17 protein-coding genes are annotated in these 16,611 nt (G+C 70.5%); 13 read left to right on the plus strand and 4 right to left on the minus strand.

Features of this window, described 5'->3' with window-relative positions:
• The 8 genes from FHU35_RS14440 (at position 1) to FHU35_RS14475 (ending at position 5,712) form a co-directional block, all read left to right on the plus strand.
• Complete coding sequence (locus FHU35_RS14440) at positions 1-1,068, plus strand: glycosyl hydrolase family 18 protein (RefSeq protein ID WP_145739538.1); 1,068 nt, start codon at positions 1-3, stop codon at positions 1,066-1,068.
• Between the two features lie 29 nt (positions 1,069-1,097).
• Entirely contained in the window at positions 1,098-1,838 is a 741-nt protein-coding gene (locus tag FHU35_RS14445; RefSeq protein ID WP_145739540.1) for a PIG-L deacetylase family protein, read from the plus strand.
• Positions 1,839-2,591 carry a WbqC family protein gene (locus FHU35_RS14450; protein WP_145739542.1) on the plus strand — a complete coding sequence of 251 codons (753 nt, stop codon included), beginning with the start codon at positions 1,839-1,841 and terminating at the stop codon, positions 2,589-2,591.
• Positions 2,592-2,913: 322 nt separating this feature from the next.
• The gene (locus FHU35_RS14455) at positions 2,914-3,315 is read left to right on the plus strand and encodes a peptidase inhibitor family I36 protein (RefSeq protein ID WP_145739545.1); all 402 of its coding nucleotides are present in this window, start codon (positions 2,914-2,916) and stop codon (positions 3,313-3,315) included.
• A 70-nt stretch (positions 3,316-3,385) separates the two neighbouring features.
• Complete coding sequence (locus tag FHU35_RS14460; protein ID WP_145739547.1) at positions 3,386-3,793, plus strand: peptidase inhibitor family I36 protein; 408 nt, start codon at positions 3,386-3,388, stop codon at positions 3,791-3,793.
• 68 nt (positions 3,794-3,861) lie between these two features.
• The gene (locus FHU35_RS14465; RefSeq protein ID WP_145739549.1) at positions 3,862-4,260 is read left to right on the plus strand and encodes a peptidase inhibitor family I36 protein; all 399 of its coding nucleotides are present in this window, start codon (positions 3,862-3,864) and stop codon (positions 4,258-4,260) included.
• Positions 4,261-4,339: 79 nt separating this feature from the next.
• Positions 4,340-4,741: a peptidase inhibitor family I36 protein gene (locus tag FHU35_RS14470; protein ID WP_145739551.1), complete on the plus strand. Its 402-nt coding sequence runs from the start codon at positions 4,340-4,342 to the stop codon at positions 4,739-4,741.
• 80 nt (positions 4,742-4,821) lie between these two features.
• Complete coding sequence (locus FHU35_RS14475) at positions 4,822-5,712, plus strand: oxidoreductase (protein WP_145739553.1); 891 nt, start codon at positions 4,822-4,824, stop codon at positions 5,710-5,712.
• Positions 5,713-5,755: 43 nt separating this feature from the next.
• Here FHU35_RS14475 and FHU35_RS14480 read toward each other — a convergent pair whose 3' ends face one another.
• The gene (locus tag FHU35_RS14480) at positions 5,756-6,610 is read right to left on the minus strand and encodes a VOC family protein (protein WP_145739555.1); all 855 of its coding nucleotides are present in this window, start codon (positions 6,608-6,610) and stop codon (positions 5,756-5,758) included.
• A gap of 414 nt (positions 6,611-7,024) precedes the next feature.
• On the opposite strand from FHU35_RS14480, the gene FHU35_RS14485 reads away from it, so the two are divergent.
• The 3 genes from FHU35_RS14485 (at position 7,025) to xylB (ending at position 11,084) form a co-directional block, all read left to right on the plus strand.
• Positions 7,025-8,284 (plus strand): ROK family transcriptional regulator, encoded by a 1,260-nt coding sequence (locus tag FHU35_RS14485; RefSeq protein WP_222429367.1) that lies wholly within the window; start codon positions 7,025-7,027, stop codon positions 8,282-8,284.
• 49 nt (positions 8,285-8,333) lie between these two features.
• On the plus strand, positions 8,334-9,491 hold the full coding sequence (gene xylA / locus FHU35_RS14490) for a xylose isomerase (RefSeq protein ID WP_145739557.1): 1,158 nt from the start codon (positions 8,334-8,336) through the stop codon (positions 9,489-9,491).
• 183 nt (positions 9,492-9,674) lie between these two features.
• Positions 9,675-11,084, plus strand: coding sequence for a xylulokinase (xylB, locus tag FHU35_RS14495; RefSeq protein WP_145739560.1), 1,410 nt, complete (start codon positions 9,675-9,677; stop codon positions 11,082-11,084).
• Positions 11,085-11,093: 9 nt separating this feature from the next.
• Here the strand turns inward: xylB and FHU35_RS14500 are convergent, their stop codons facing one another.
• Entirely contained in the window at positions 11,094-11,612 is a 519-nt protein-coding gene (locus tag FHU35_RS14500; RefSeq protein WP_145739562.1) for an NAD(P)H-dependent oxidoreductase, read from the minus strand.
• Between the two features lie 382 nt (positions 11,613-11,994).
• Positions 11,995-13,212, minus strand: coding sequence for an MFS transporter (locus FHU35_RS14505; protein WP_145739564.1), 1,218 nt, complete (start codon positions 13,210-13,212; stop codon positions 11,995-11,997).
• A 533-nt stretch (positions 13,213-13,745) separates the two neighbouring features.
• Here FHU35_RS14505 and FHU35_RS14515 point away from each other — a divergent pair.
• Entirely contained in the window at positions 13,746-14,465 is a 720-nt protein-coding gene (locus FHU35_RS14515; protein WP_145739566.1) for a RiPP maturation radical SAM C-methyltransferase, read from the plus strand.
• Between the two features lie 148 nt (positions 14,466-14,613).
• The gene (locus tag FHU35_RS14520; protein ID WP_145739568.1) at positions 14,614-15,969 is read left to right on the plus strand and encodes a sigma-70 family RNA polymerase sigma factor; all 1,356 of its coding nucleotides are present in this window, start codon (positions 14,614-14,616) and stop codon (positions 15,967-15,969) included.
• 6 nt (positions 15,970-15,975) lie between these two features.
• On the opposite strand, the gene FHU35_RS14525 is transcribed toward FHU35_RS14520, so the two are convergent.
• On the minus strand, positions 15,976-16,572 hold the full coding sequence (locus tag FHU35_RS14525; protein WP_145739570.1) for a hypothetical protein: 597 nt from the start codon (positions 16,570-16,572) through the stop codon (positions 15,976-15,978).
• Between the last annotated feature and the right edge of the window lie 39 nt (positions 16,573-16,611).

Here is a 16,611-nt window from a genome sequence, read left to right on the forward strand (position 1 = left end):
GTGGGACGGGCGTCGGTTCTGCGCAGCGCGGGGGCCTGCGCGGTGCTGGCGCTGCTCGCGGTCGGCTGCACCGCCCCGGGGACCGCGCAGTGCGATCCGCCGCGCAGCGCGGCGATCTCGGTGCCCTACTGGAACCTCGCCCGGGGGGCCGAGACGGTGCGCGAGCACGCCTCCGTGCTGGATTCGGTCTCGCCGTGGGTCTACGGGCTCGCGCCGGACGGGCAGATCACCGCTCAGTCCTCGGGCAGGCCCGGGGAGGCCGCGAACCTCCACGACCTGCTCACCGCGGGGCCGGCGATGGTGCCCTCGATCACCAACCACTTCGACGGGGATTGGCAGCGCGAACCGCTGGCCGGGATCTTGCACGATCCCGGCCGCACCCGCGAGCACGTCGACGCGCTGGCGCAGTTCGCCCGCGACGGGGGCTATTCCGCCATCGACATCGATTACGAGGACCTCCGCGCGGTCGACGGACCGGTGTTCAGCAGGTTCGTCAGCGAGCTCGCCGAACGCCTGCACGCCGACGACCGCCGCCTGTCGGTCACCCTGGCGCCCAAGACCGACGACGAGGGCAACAGCGAAGCCACCCGCGCGCAGGACTACCGGGCTGTCGCCGAAGCGGCGGACTCGGTGCGGATCATGGCCTACGACTACCACTGGGCCACCTCCGATCCCGGCCCGGCGGCGCCCGAGACCTGGGTTCGGGACGTCCTGAGCTACACGCTCACCCGCGCCCCCGCGGACAAGGTGGTGCTGGGCGTTCCGGAATACGGATACGACTGGAGCGGCGGGTACGGCACGTCGGTGTCCTCGGCGGGTGCCCTGGACCTGGCGCGGCGGCACGGAGTCGAACCGCAGTGGGACGCCGCGGGCGGCTCCTCCTGGTTCACCTACCGCGAGAACGGCATCGACCACGCCGTCTGGTTCGAGGACGCGCGCAGCACCGCCATCAAGCTCCGCCTGGCTCGGGAGTACGGGCTCAACGCGGTGCACCTGTGGAGCTACGGGCCGGAAGCGCCCGGGCTGTGGGAAGAACTCGACACGGGCTGGAAGCAGGCCTGTCCGTGACACCGACGGGCCAAGGGAGGAGACACGACATGGACTGCCTCAACGGGGACGATTTCCTCGCCCACCAACGGGTCCTGGTGATCGCCCCGCACGCGGACGACGAAACCTACGGCTGCGCAGGCTCGATCGCCAGGATCAAATCGCTCGGCGGCGAGGTCTACGTCGTCGTCGGCTCCGTGGCCTCCATCGAGCAGTACGGCGGGGAGCAGACCTCCGGCCTGCGGACGGTCACGGCTGACACGCGCATCTCGGAGTTCCAATCCGTCGCCGAACTGCTCAAGGTCGACGACTGGGAGGTGCTCTTCAGCGGCCCGGACCAGCACATGGCGCTGGACACCGTGCCGCGCCGCGAGCTCGCCCGGCTGCTGGAGCGGGACGCCCGGCTGTCGCTCGACAACGTCCGGCCGAGCATGGTCATGATTCCCGCGATCAGCTACAACCAGGACCACGAGGCGTTGTTCCGGGCGTGCGTCACCGCCACCAGACCGTGCTCACCCGGCGACCGGCACTTCGTCCCGCACGTGCTCTGCTACGACAACACGAGCCTGTTCTGGACGCCGGAGCGCGAGCGGTTCGCCCCGTCCCTCTTCGTCGACATCAGCGAGTTCCTGCAGATCAAGCTGCAGGCCTTGGCGCTGCACACCTCGCAGGTCAAGGATCCGCTCTACCACGGCAGCCCCGAAGGGATGGAGCTGCAATCGCGGTGGCGCGGCAGGGAGATCTCGGCCGAGGCCGCCGAGGGCTACGCGGCGATGCGGGTGGTGCTGTAGATGACCGCCGTCTCGATCCACCAGCCCAACTTCCTGCCGTGGACGAAGCTGATGGCCAAGATCGCCCTGAGCGACGTCCACATCGTCTACGACACCGCCCAGTACACCCGCAGCGAGTACCACGCGCGTCAGCGGATGAAGAACCAATCCGGCGGGACCTCCTGGCTCAGCGTGCCCGTGGCGCACACGGGCGACCGCCAGTGGCTCTGCGACGTGCGCATCGACCAGCGGCAGAACTGGCGTCGCGGCCACCTCAAGCACCTCAAGGTGCACTACCGCCGCACGCCCCACTTCGACGAGCTCTACGACCTGGTTCGGGAGGTCTACCGGCGCGACCACGACCGACTCGTCGACCACAACCTGGACCTGACCACCGAGCTGTGCCGCTACCTAGGCGTCGAGACGCGGATCCTGCGGGCCAGCGAGCTCGACGTCCCGGTTCCCGAAGACCGCCAGGAGCGCCTGCTGGAACTCGTCCGCGGCGTGGGCGGTGACGCGCACCTGACCAGCAGCGGCACCACGTACTCGGTCGACTGGTCGCCGTTCCACCGCGCCGGCGTACCGGTGCTCGACCAACACTTCGAGCATCCGGTGTACGCGCAGCCGCACGGCGATTTCGTCCCCGGGCTCGGAGCGCTGGACCTGCTGTTCGTCCAAGGGCCCGCGGCCGCGAGGACGATCCGCGCCTCGTCTCGCTTCGAGCCATCGCTCGACGCCGCTCCTGTCGCCAATCCACAGAGGAGTGTTCTCTGACCCTTCCCTAACTCTGCGTGCACAGCGCGGTAGCACAGTCCCGTGACACCGGCCTTGCTCGTCAACACAACGGCTGCCCAACCGAGACGTCCGTCGGTTACCCGCGGTCAACCCGACGCCGAAACTTCCTCGGCAGGGTGTCTTCGCGGAGAACGGCGCATCTTTCGTCCGGTTGTAGGCAACCCTAGGCGAGCGTGCGACGTGAGAAGGGTGTCGCGATGCCAAGACCCGATCTCTCGGGTCGCTGGGGGGCTTCAACACCAACCCACGGGACACACCTGTGCTAGCGCACGGGTGTGCGCACTGGAAACTGGGAGGAACGATGTCGACGACGACATTCCGCAGCAAGGGCTTCAAAGCCGCCATCGCGGTGGCCGGGGGTCTGATGCTCGCCGGGTCGAGCATGGGTCTGGCCTCGGCGGAGACCGATCAGGAAGCCACGCACCGCGCCATGGCAGAAGCCTGCGGCGACGGTTACCTCTGCGTCTGGCCCGAGGCCAACGGGCACGGCGAGATGGTGAAGTACTTCGAGTGCGGTGTTGACGACACGCCCTGGCCGGTCGGGTCGTGGATCAACAACCAGTACACCGGTCAGGTCGCCGGCTTCATCGGTCCTGACCCGGCGAACCCGGAAGCTCCGTGGATCGTCCAGTACACCTCGACCGCACCCGAGTTCAGCGACAACAACAGGGGATTCGACACCCGCCAGGTGCACCCCTGCTGATGTCGAGGAATGAGAACCCGGCCACCGCTGAGAACGCGGCGGTGGCCGGACCACAAGGAAACTGGGGGAAATGATGTACGCATCGAAGATCAGCAAGATCGCCGCGGCGGGCGCGGGATCCCTGCTCCTGCTGGGAGCCGGCTCCGGCATCGCCGTCGGGGAGAACCAGGACGAGGCGGTCCAGCGCGCCAAGGCGGTGTGCGACGAGGGAACGCTCTGCGTCTGGGACGGACCGGACTTCACCGGTAACGTCAACGAATTCACGCAGTGCCCGGATGGCCCGCTGCCCTTCACCGACTTCGCGGACGGACGTGCAGGCTCGTGGCTGAACACGCAGTACGAGCCCGGCGAGGCGGTGTTCTTCGGTCCTGACCCGGCGAACCCGGAGGGACCGTGGATCGAGAAGTACCGCTCGCCCGTCAACGAGGCGATCTCCGAAGGAGAGGCCTTCGACCTCACCGGGGTTGACAACTGCTGACGTGAGAACCGTGCCCGGCCACCGCTGCCCGTCAGGGGTGGCCGGGCCCGCACCAACTGGGGGACATCATGTACGCAACGCTTCGCAAGGCCGCTGCGGTCGGCGCGGGCTGCTTCCTGATCATGGGCGCAGGAGCCGGGCTGGCATCCGGAGAAACACCCGAAGAAGCCAGCCAAAGAGCTCTCGCGGAGTGCGGAGACGGCCATCTCTGCGTGTGGGACGACGCCAACTACACCGGGAACATGGTCGCCTACTACTACTGCGACCCACCCGACCTGTTCGACGAATTCCCCGATGGCCAGGCCGGTTCATGGCTCAACCATCAAACTCCGGGCACAGCAGCCGTCTTCTTCGGTCCTGATCCGAACAATCCGCAGCCACCGTGGCCCGAGCGCTACCGGTCGATCGCGCCCGAGGACAGCCCCGACAACAAGGGTCTGGATCTCCGCTCGGTCGATCCCTGCTGATGTGAGATTGGGCGCGCCGGCCACCTCGGCTAGCGCCGCGGTGGCCGGTCCGCACTGGACTGGACTGGGGGACTGAACGATGAACGCAACACCGATTCGCAAGGCCGCTGCGGTCGGCGCGGGCTGCTTCCTGATCATGGGAGCAGGAGCCGGCCTGGCATCCGGAGAAACACCCGAGGAGGCGAACCAGCGCGCGCTGGCCGAATGCGGCGAGGGCAACCTGTGCGTCTGGGACGATCCTGGCTACCAAGGTCGGATGGTCTCGTACTACGAGTGCATTGAGGTTGATCCCTTCGACGAGTTCGTTGATGGTCAGGCCGGTTCGTTCCTGAACCACCAAACTCCTGGCACCGTGGCCGTCTTCTTCGGTCCCGATCCGAACAACCCGGAGGGCCCGTGGGTCGAGCGCTACCACTCGGCGGCACCGGAGGAGATGGGGGATGCGACTCCGCTCGACGCACGCGGTGTCGATCCCTGCTGACCGGGGGATGTCGATGGCCACGTCCGCCTCGCGCGGTCGTGGTCATCGGCTTGTCGCAGCATCGATGGCACGATGTGGGCATGACGCGATGGAGCAGCGACCAGCTACCGGACCTGGCCGGCAAGACGGCCGTCATCACCGGCGCCAACAGCGGCCTCGGACTGGAGGCCGCGCAAGCGCTCGGACGCGCGGGCGCCCACGTGGTGCTCGCCGTGCGCGACCTGGCCAAGGGTGAGCAGGCCGCGGGCAGCGTGCCCGGCTCGGCCGAGGTTCGCCGGCTCGACCTCGGTGATCTCGCCTCGGTGCGCGAGTTCGCCGGGACCTGGGACGACGACCTCGCGATCCTCATCAACAACGCCGGGGTGATGTTCCCGCCGGAGGGGCAGACCAAGGACGGCTTCGAGATCCAGTTCGGCACCAATCACCTCGGTCACTTCGCGCTGACCAACCTGCTGCTGCCGCACGTCACCGACCGCGTGGTCACGGTGTCCTCCAGCTTGCACCGGGCGGCCAAGGGCATCCGCTGGGAGGACCCGAACTTCACCGGCGCCTACGACCCGCAGAAGGCCTACGCGCAGTCGAAGCTCGCGAACCTGCTGTTCACCCTGGAACTCCAGCGACGGCTCCTCGAGTCGGGTTCGAAGGTGCGGGCCACGTCCGCGCACCCGGGGTACTCGGCGACGAACCTGCAGAGCCACGCCGGCAACTCGCTGCTGCGCCGGTTCATGGCGATCGGCAACATGGTCATCGCTCAGTCGGCCGAATCCGGTGCGCTGCCCACGCTCTTCGCCGCGACGCAGGACATCCCGGGCGCCAGCTACGTGGGCCCCGACGGTCCGATGGAGCTGCGCGGCGGTCCCACGCTGGTCGGGCGCAGCAAGGCGGCCAGCGACACCGAAGCCGCCCTGCGCCTCTGGACCCTCTCCGAACATCTGACGGGGGTCGCCTTCCCGCTGGCCGAGAAGTCCTGACCGTCCACACCGGAGTCAGGTCAGGCAATCACCCCTCTCAGGATCATCGGGTGGTGATGGTCAGCGGAACCCCGTGCGGGTCGATGAGCAGCGGTTCGGGGCCGGGGCGCAGGACCGCGCCCGCACCGGCCGCGGTCATCGCACCCACCGCGCCGGGCGCTTCGGCCACGCCGAGCCCGATCGCGCGAAGCCCGTGCCGCGACTGGCCCGCCGACCACGGGCTGGGGCTGGTCTCCCGGCGGAAGCTGAAGAGCTCCAGCACGACGTCACCGAGCCGGAGGTTGGTGATGACGAACCCGCGCGGGTCGTCGGAGCGGATCAGCTTGCCGATCACCTGCGCGCCGAGGGTGCGGACGTAGAAGTCGAGGGCTTCCTGCAGGTCCGGGACCGTGACGGCGATGTGGTCGAAGACCGGTGCGGCATCGCGTGCGCGGAGCTGGTGCGCGGCCAGGTCTTCCGCGGCGATCTCGGGCGAGTAGGTCTCGTCGTGCCGGACGGCGCCTTCGACGAATTCCAGCAGCGTTCCGTCCGGGTCGGTGAAGAAGGTGATGCGGACGTTGCCGTGCGCGTCCTTGGGCTGCTGGGTGAAGGCGACGCCGGCGTCGCCCAGCCGAGCCGCTTGGGCGTCGACATCGCCGACTTTCATCCCGAAGTGCCGCATCCCGCACTGCAGGTCGTCGGAGGTCCAGCCGCCGAGGTCGCCCTCTCCGACCTCCACGAGCTTGATCCGCGCAGGCCCGGCGTCGAGCCAGCACACTCCGGATTCCGCGGCCGTCTCGGTGAATCCCAGCAGGCCGGCGTAGAACTCCTGGGACCGCGCCAGGTTCCGGCAGCCGATCTCGACGTGCCGGAGCTTGGCGGTGGCCGCGCTCGGGTCGGCGGAATGGTTCGCGGTCATCGCCCCTCCGGCGAGTCGTTCCGGACGCTGCTGGTGGTCGCGACCCGGTGATCATGAGCGATCACGATGCTGCCACCGCGCAGGACGTGGCGGCAACGGAATGTCCAGGACACGAACCGCACTCTGTCCGGTTCGTGTCCTGCGGACGAAGAGGTGCCCGCCTCACCGAGGGGGCGGTAGTGAGACGGGCAGCCGAGAGACTACGCCGTTCGGCGCAATCTCAGAGCCCACCCGAGGCGGTCCGCGATGATCTCACCGCATCCGGTGAGGGCATTTCGTTCAGGGCGTTCACCAATCGGCGGCCCCACCGACGCACCTGATCGAATCCCGCTGCGAGAACCTTCTAAATCTCCGGGTCTTGTCCTCGATGGCGCCGGGCATTAGTTTGGCCTCCGTACTTATTGGGAGGTGCGCGTGACCGAACGCGGAACCGCCGACCCCGCGCTGCCCGGCTCGACGGCGGGTGTCGACCAGAGCGCCATCCGACGGGCCAACCTGGCGCTGGTGCTCGACGAGGTCCGGCGCGGCGAGGTCGTCTCGCGCGCCGACATCGCTGCTCGCAGCGGGCTCACCAAGGCGACCGTGTCCAGCCTCGCCGCCGAGCTCATCGCCCGCGGCCTCGTCCGCGAGACCGGCTTGCGCCGCGACGGCGCGGTCGGCCGCCCAGGACGCTCGCTGGAACTCGACGGCAAGCGCGTCACCGCCCTCGGTCTGGAGATCAACTCCCAGTACCTGGCCGCGCTCGGCACCGATCTGGCCGGACGGGTCGTCGTCGAGCGGCGGGTCGGATTCGACGCCACCCGCGCCGAACCGGCGACGACGCTCGACCGGCTGGCGGCTCTGGCCGAAGAGGCGCTGAGCGAACTGGCCGCCGCAGCGGCGTCCTCCCCGGCCGGAATCGCCGTCGCCGTGCCCGGATTGGTGGATGCCGATTCCGGCCACGTGCACTACGCGCCCAACCTCGAGTGGCGGTCCACCTCGATCACCGAGGCCCTGCGCGACCGGCTCGGCGTCGACGTCCCGATCGCGGTGGACAACGAGGCCAACCTCTCCGCGCTCGCCGAGCTGCACTCCGCACCTGAGCCCGCCGCGGACCTCATCTACCTGACCGGTGAGGTCGGCGTCGGTGCCGGGATCGTCACCGGAGGCCGGTTGCTGCGCGGCGCCGGCGGGTTCACCGGCGAGATCGGCCACGTGCCGGTCGATCTCGGCGGAACCGAATGCGGGTGCGGAAGGCGCGGTTGCCTGGAGACCAAGATCGGCCTGCCGGCCGTGCTGCGCGCCGCGGCCCCCGACCTCGCCGAGAAGGACGCGGACCCGCAGGACCAGGCCCGCGCGCTCCGGGAGCGCGCCGAAGCCGGTGGCCCGCAGGCCATGGCGGGCTTCGACGAGGTCGGCAAGTGGCTGGGCATCGGCGTGTCGATGCTGGTCAACCTGCTCAACCCGGAGGTCGTCGTCCTGGGCGGCTACCTCGGCACCGTCGCCCCCTACCTCGTTCCCGCCGCGATGCGGGAACTGCGCGACCGGTCGGTGGCCGGCGACGCCGCGGCCTGCCGCATCACCGCGTCCACCTTCGGCTTCTCGGCGGCGGTGCGCGGTGCTAGCAGCACCGTCATCGAGGAGGTCTTCCAGAACCCGCTGCGCGTCCCGGCGGTCGAGAGGGCCGCCGGCTGAACAGGATCCGGCCCGACAGCAGTCACGACGAAGTGAGGAGCACCTGATCATGACCGACTTCACCCCGAAGCGCGAGGACAAGTTCTCGTTCGGCCTGTGGACCGTGGGATGGCTCGGACGGGACCCGTTCGGCGAGGCCACTCGCAGCCCGCTGGACCCGGTCGAGGCGGTGCACAGGCTCTCCGACCTGGGGGCGCACGGCATCACCTTCCACGACGACGACCTGGTGCCGTTCGGCTCGAGCGCCGAGGAGCGCTCCGCCGTGGTGTCGCGCTTCCGGGGCGCGCTGGACCAGACCGGGCTGGCCGTGCCCATGGTGACGACCAACCTGTTCAGCCACCCGGTGTTCAAGGACGGCGGATTCACCGCCAACGACCGCGACGTGCGCCGCTTCGCGTTGCGCAAGGTGCTGCGCAACGTCGAGCTGGCCGCCGAGCTCGGCGCCCGGACGTTCGTCGCCTGGGGTGGGCGCGAAGGCGCCGAATCCGGCGCTGCCAAGGACGTTCGCGCCGCGCTCGACCGCTACCGCGAGGCCGTGGACACCGTGTGCGCGTTCATCAAGGAGCGCGGTTACGACCTCCGGCTCGCCCTGGAGCCGAAGCCCAACGAACCTCGCGGCGACATCCTGCTGCCGACCGTCGGCCACGCGCTGGCGTTCATCAACGAGCTGGAGCACGGCGACATCGTCGGCGTGAACCCCGAGGTCGGGCACGAGCAGATGGCGGGCTTGAACTTCGCGCACGGCATCGCGCAGGCGCTGTGGGCGGGCAAGCTGTTCCACATCGACCTCAACGGGCAGAACGGCATCAAGTACGACCAGGACCTGCGCTTCGGCGCCGGGGACGTGCGCAACGCGTTCTTCCTGGTCGACCTGCTGGAGAACGGCGGCTACGAGGGTCCGCGGCACTTCGACTTCAAGCCGCCGCGCACCGAGGACTACGACGGCGTCTGGGCTTCGGCGGCCGGCTGCATGCGCAACTACCTGATCCTCAAGGAGCGCGCGGCGGCCTTCCGCGCGGACCCCCAGGTCGTCGAGGCGTGGGAGGCGGCCCGCGTCGGCGAGCTGTCCACCCCGACCCTCGGAGCCGGGGAATCGGTGTCCGACCTGCTGTCGGAAGAGTTGGACGTCGATGCGGCGGCCGCTCGCGGGATGCACTTCGAACGGCTCGACCAGCTCGCGATGGACCACCTGCTCGGCGTCCGCTGACGCACCGGGTTTCCACTCGCTGGTCGAGCAGGTCCGCGCGGGGGCGCGAGGCCATCGCACCCCCGCGCACCCGTCACGCACAATTGTGCGGTCACAACCGACTCCGGCGTTCCGGCGCCGCGAGGACCGGACCGGGAGGGCGCGTCGCTTCCCGGTCCGCGCGAGCATGAAGGATGATCCGCAATGCTGGTGCTAGGCATCGACTCGTCGACCCAGTCCACCAAGGCGCTCGTGGTCGACGCCGACGACGGATCGGTCGTCACCGAGGCCAAGGCCTCGCACCCCGACGGGACCGAGGTCGACCCGGCGGCCTGGTGGGAGGCCGCCCAGAACGCCATCGGTGAGGTCGTGGCCTCCGCACCGGGCCGCATCGAGGCGGTGTCGGTCGGCGGCCAGCAGCACGGCATGGTCGCGCTGGACTCCGACGGCGAGCCCGTCCGGGATGCCCTGCTGTGGAACGACACCCGCTCCGCCCCGCAGGCCGAGCAGCTCATCGAGCGCCACGGAGCCGACTCTCTCTCCCGCCGAACCGGTTCGGTCCCGGTCGCGAGCTTCACCATCACCAAGCTCGCGTGGCTGGCGCAGAACGAGCCGGACAACGCCGACCGGGTCGCGCAGGTGCTCCTGCCGCACGACTGGGTCGGCTGGCAGCTGGCAGGACGACCCGAGCAGACGTGGACCGACCACGGCGACGCCTCGGGCACCGGCTACTACTCCCCCACCACCGGCGAGTGGCTGCCCGACCTGCTCACCGAGGCGATGGGCGGACGCACCCCGGCGTTGCCGGCACTGCTGCCGTCCCACGCCGAGGCCGCCCGCGCGACGCTGCCGGGCATCGAGGGCGCGACGATCGGCGCAGGCACCGGGGACAACATGGCTGCCGCGCTCGGACTCGGGCTCACACCGGGTGATGTGGCGGTCTCGCTGGGCACCTCGGGTGCGGTGTTCGCCCCCGCCGAGCACGCCGGCGCGGATCCGTCCGGCACCGTCGCGGGCTTCTGCGACGCGACCGGCCGCTACCTCCCGCTGGTGTGCACGCTCAACGCTGCCCGCGTGCTGAGCTCCACCGCGCACATGCTCGACACCGACCTGGAAGGCCTGTCGCGGCTGGCGCTCGCGGCCGAGCCGGGTGCGGGTGGGCTGAGCCTGCTCCCGTACCTCGAGGGCGAGCGAACGCCGAACCTCCCGGAGGCGACCGGCACTCTGGCCGGCCTGACCGGCTCGAACATGACTCCGCAGAACCTCGCCCGCGCTGCCGTCGAGGGGATGCTGTGCGGCATGGCCGACGCGATCGACGCGCTGCGCGATGCCGGCGGTGAGGTCCGCCGCGTGCTGCTCATTGGCGGCGCCGGCCGCTCCGAGGCCGTGCAGGCCATCGCTCCCGGCCTGTTCGGGGTCGACGTGGACGTCCCGGAACCGGCCGAGTACGTGGCCATCGGTGCCGCGAAGCAAGCGGCCTGGGCCCGCTCCGGCGGTGCCACTCCGCCGGACTGGGAGGTCGCGGGTACCCGCAGGACCGTCGGCGACGACACGAGCGGCGAGGCGGTGCGAGCCGCCTACGCGGCGGCCCGCAAGCAGGTCCACGGCATCTGAGCGGATCGCTCAGGCTGCGACGGCCTCACCGACCGCAGCGGTCCAGAGGTCGTTCGCCGCACGCCGCAGGAGCTCGCGAGCGCGCGGATCTGGTGCCCAGCCCTCGGTTTCGCTGAACCAGTCGTCGTAGAGGAAGGCTGCGGGCAGCACCTCTCCGCCGCCCAGTCCACCGCCCAGGCCGATGGACTGACTGCGCACGGTCCCCAAACCGAGTGGCAGGACGGGTTTCCCGGCGAGGACGTCACGCCGGAGGAGCCCCAGCAGCGCTCGCAGCGGAACGCTGCCGTGCGGTTCGTAGCGGGGGATCACGACGGCCACCGCGTCGGCGGTCGACAGCGCTCGCTGGACCGAGCGCACCTCGGGATGGCGGTCATCCCCGGCCATCAGCACCGAGTGGGGCAGCTCGCCCACCTCGATCTCGACGACGGCACCACCCGCGGCGCGCAGCTGGGCACCGACGGTCCGGATGATGGCTCCGGGCCGGGACTTCGACGAGAGGTGGCCGGTGAGCAGGGCGAACTCAGCCATCCCGCCACTCCTCGACTTGCCGGGGACGGGACGTGAGCGAACGCGGGCACACCATGCGGGACTCCTCACAAGCGGAATGGGGAGGACCGGCGCGTCAGCCGTTTCGGCGCGCGCAGCGGTCACCGGCGAAAACCGGTGGGGAAAGGGAGAGTCCGGAGCCGATCGGCGTCCGGTGGAGAGAACAGCCTCAGATCAACAGATCGCGCTGCACACGCGCAGCAGGTCGATGTGGCACCGCACCACGAGACCAACGAGGGCTGTCATGCCGGTCATCCTCGTTCCCCGGCGGTCGCGCTGTAAAGCGCGGCCGCCCGCATCCCACATCCCGGGCGCCGTCGGCCCGGAGCGCGTTCGTGCTCCGGGCCGACGGCGCTCAGGCGGGTCACCGCTTCGACACGAACGTGACCGACACCAGACCGATCACCGCGACCGCGGCGAACGCGTAGAAGCCCCACGGGTAGGCCATCCCGGCGCTGAGCAGCGCACCGCCCAGCAGCGGACCGGAGATCGCTCCGAGCCGCCCGACGCCGCTGGCGGCTCCGAGCGCAGTGGCTCGCCCGATCGCCGGGTAGTGGTGGCTGATGTAGGCGTAGACGAGCACCGTGGTGCTGAAGACGAACACCCCGGCCAGCAGCACGCTGAGGTAGATGCCGATGCCCGGCAGCGGCACGCTCAACAGGGCGAGGAACACCGCTGCCGCCGCGAACCAGATCACCGCGGAGGTCCGCACCCCGATCCGGTCCGACACCCGGCCGGCCGCCAGCAGCCCGAGCACGGCACCGACGTTGAGGGTCAGCAGCAGGGCCAGCGCCGCACCGAGCTCGTAACCGGCCTCGCGCATGATCACCGGAAGCCAGGTGTTGAGTCCGTAGACGAGCAGCAGACCCATGAACGCGGTCACCCAGAACGCGAGCGTGGAACGCAGGTAACCGCCGCGGAAGAGGATCGACGCGGGACTGCGTTCCGCCTTGCCCTCGGCCGAGTCCGGGAGCGATTCCGGCAGGTGGCGAGCGAGCAGCGGCACCAGCGCCAGCGCGGGCAGGGCCCCGATGACGAACATCGATCGCCAGGTCAGCACCGGGATCACCAGGATCCCCAGCAACGAGGTGAGTACCGCACCCACGTGGTAGCCGATCATCAGCGTGGTCGTCGCGCTGCCGCCCTTGGCCTCGGACGCCTCGTTGACCAGCGCGATCGCCACCGGCAGGACGCCGCCGAGCCCGAGACCGGCGAGGAACCGCAGGATTCCGAAGCCCAGCGGGCCGGTCGCGAACGCGCAGGCCAGGGTGAGCGCGGAGAACAGCACCACCGTGGTGATCATGAGCTTGCGCCGCCCGAAGCGGTCGGTCAGCGGGCCGACGGACAGCGCGCCGAACATCACGCCGACGAGTCCCACCGAGGAGATCAGCGAGCCGGTCGCCGGGGTGAGCTGCCAGCCCGGTTCGCGCAGCAGCTCGGGCAGCACGACGCCGAGCACGACGAGGTCGTAGCCCTCGAGCGCGACCGCCGCCCAGCACAGCGCGGCGACGCCGCGTGCGCTGACCCGTCGGGCGGCCCTCGGTTCCGGCCGGCCGCCGGACTGTCCTGACGCCGTTGTCATTCCAGTTCACCTCTTCGATGTCGGTGTCGTGCCCGGAATCATGTGGGTGCCTCCCGGAACCCGGACCAGCGTTCGTTTCCGCCCAGCGAGAGCCGTTCCGAGGTTGATACCTCCCGCGGTCCACGCTCACCACCGAATCCCCGGTCCGCCCGCGGTTGTGGGGTCCGACCTGACCGGAGGGCACGACTTCGGCCATGGGCGGGTTCGGACCGCTCGAAATGTTTCGGAACGTTCCCGGACCAGGGCGCGGCGACGATCTACTGGGACGACCTCACTCCCAAGCCGGCCTACGACGCGCTGGTGGAGACCCTCTCGGCGAGCGAGCGGAATAGCGGGAAACCCGTGAAGGAGACCATGACGACGTCCGGGTGAATCACGCCTGGTTTCGCGAGGGCACTCCTGGCACGGTGGATCGGACTGGGGTTCTTCGCGGTGCAACGGGGCGGCGTGGACGGGATCCGGACTTCTGAGATGCGCGGTGGTGGGGCGGCCTCCCGCCGCTCCACCGCGCGGCGAAAGGTGATGCGGGTCCGATGCGGTCGCAGACCGAGATCAGCACCGAGGTGTCCTACGAGCGGCTGTCGCGCCTGCGCGACACCGGGTTCCGCCGCGTCCGGCCCGGCATCGACAACCTCAGCACCCAGGTGCTGCGCCTGGCGGGCAGCCGCGCCGAGGGCTGCGGGAACGTGCGGATGCTCCGCGACGCCCGCACTGCGGAACTGTCGGTGGAGTGGACCTACCGCTACGGATTCCCCGGCGAGCAGGACCGCTCCTACGCGCGGGCGCTGGCGCAGTTCCCCGCGCTGCACCACCTGCCGCCGATGCAGGGCGCCGTCCGGTGCGGCGACGGCATCTCCGGCACCACCGAAGCGGCGCTCCTGGCCGGTGTCGCGGCATGGCAGCGGGACCACCCGCTCGGCCGGCTGGAGCTCGTCGAGGACGGCAGCACCCTCGTCGTCCTCGACGACCGGCCGGGTTTCGGCCGGCACGAGTACGTCTTCGCCGGGGAAGCGGCGGAGCTCCTGCGGTACCTGGACGCCCCTTGCCCCCTTCCGGTGCTCGCGGCCCGTTTCGGCGGGCAGGTGCACTCTCGCCTGGCGGACCTGCGCGCGTGCGGGCTCGTGTTCACCGACGCGGGCAGCTGGGTGCACGTCCTGCCCCGGCAGGCTCCCGCATATCGCGACTTGAGGGATCCACCCCGTTCGCGACCATCGGATGGCGGCGGTGCTGCGATGTTTCGCCCATCGCCGTAGACCGTCGGAAGTCGTTGCGCACCATACGAATGGAGCAACGCACGGTCACGAAGGCGCAACGAATGGGATCGTCACCGACCACTGACACCCCTGCCGGGGTAGCAATTGTGCCGGGCAGTGATGATCAACATCGTGAGCGGGGGCTGGTATGGCGGCGTTACCGACGGAGGCGGGCTCCCAGGAGCGCAGTGACGTCGAGCTGATCGAGGCGGTGCGCGAGGGCGACACCGGAGCCTACGGCGCCCTGTACGAACGGCACGTCTCGGCCGCCTACAGCATGGCGCGACAGCTCACCAAGTCCCCCGCCGAGGCTGACGACCTCGTCTCCGAGGCCTTCTCGAAGGTCCTCGACCTGCTGCGGGACCAGCGCGGGCCGACCACGGCGTTCCGCGCCTACCTGCTGACCGCGGTCAGGCACGCCGCCTACGACCGTACCCGCAAGCAGCAACGGGTCCAGTACTCCGAAGACCTGGAGACCGTGCCCAACATCGACATCTCGGAGCCGTTCAAGGACACCGCCGTCGAGGACGAGGACCGGTCGCTGGTCGCGGCCGCCTTCGCGAAGCTGCCCGAGCGCTGGCAGATGGTGCTCTGGCACGTCGAGATCGAAGGCGCTGCGCCGGCGAAGGTCGCTCCGCTGCTGGGCATGACGCCCAACGGCGTGTCGGCGCTGGCCTACCGCGCGAGGGAAGGGCTCAAGCAGGCGTTCCTGCAGGTGCACCTGGCGAACCTGGACGCCGAGCAGGACCGCTGCCGGGCCAACGTCGAGCGCCTCGGCGCCTGGACCCGCGGCGGCCTGGCCAAGCGCGAGACCGCCCAGGTCGACTCGCACCTCGACGACTGCGACCGGTGCCGGGCCCTGGCCGCGGAACTGGCCGAGATCAACGGAGCGCTCCGCCTGTTCATCGCTCCCCTGGTGCTCGGTGCCACCGCCACCGCCGGATACCTCGCCGCGGTGGGCGGCGGCGCCGTCAGCGGGATCGTGACCGCCGTGGGAGGCCCGCGGCGCGCGGCCGTCTCGGGGGCCGCGGCCGCTGCCGCGCTCGCCGTTCTCGGCCTGGCCCTGGCTTCCCAGGACGAAGAGCTCCCGCCGGTCGCCGCCGCCAAGCCGCCGCAACCGGCCGCACCGCAGGCGCCGCAGCAGCCGCCCGCACCACCGGCCGCTCCCGCACCGCCGCCTCCGTCACCGCCGGGGTCGCCGGCACCCGGAGCGCCCGTTCCACCGCCCGGGGCCCAGCAGCCGCTGCCGCCGTCTCCCCTGCCGCCCCTACCGCTACCGCCGTCACCGTCGCCCGAACCGGTCGCCGACGGCACGCTGCACGCGGGCGTGGAGCTGCTCGGCATCGACCTGGACGCCGACCCGCACCTGCTCATCCACCGCGACGGCATCGAAGCGGGTGCGGCCCTGCGCGTGCAGCAGGACGTGCCTCCGGACCGGCTGATCGGAATCGACGAGCCCACAGGAGCGCTCGACATCCTCGGTGACCCGGTGCTGGGCCGCTGAGGCCGATCACGGAACGGACGAGGAGTCCTCAGTGGACCCGGACTGCTCCGAGGGCACCGATTCCTCCGACGACGCAGGCGGTTCCTCGGACGACCCGGTCTCGGGCGCGACCGATTCCGGCGCTGGCGACTCGGGCGCGGGCGAGTCGAGTTCGCTCGACTCAGGCGCCGAGGTCTCCGGGGGCGGCGCCGTGTCCGGGCTCTCGGACGACGGCGGCGGGCTGAACGACGGTGGCGGCGAGCCCGGCACCTCGTAGGGCACAGGCACCGGCACCGGTGCGGGCACGAGCACGGGCACCCATTCCCGACCTCCGCCGCACAACCGCAGGTAGGTGCGCACGTCGTCGGAGTCGTAGAAGTTCCACCACCGGGGGTCGTCGCAGTGGCGGGCTGCGGGCTCGCGGCTCACGAGCCCGCAGCGGGCCTTGGTCTTCGCGCTCATCCTCGCCGGGTCGATTCCGCAGTCGCCGCGCGGATGTTCGACCTGCGGAGGCGGAGGTGGGGCCGGGACCTCCACGTAGACGGTCCGCGGCGGCTGCGCGCTGGTGCAACCGGTGACCAGCGCCGCGGCAGCCAGGCCTCCGAACAACGCCGCTGCGTACATCGCGCACCCCCGGACTCGAACTGGCTGGAGGGCTCACCG

Source organism: Saccharopolyspora dendranthemae (genome assembly GCF_007829955.1).
Taxonomy (GTDB): Bacteria; Actinomycetota; Actinomycetes; order Mycobacteriales; family Pseudonocardiaceae; genus Saccharopolyspora; species Saccharopolyspora dendranthemae.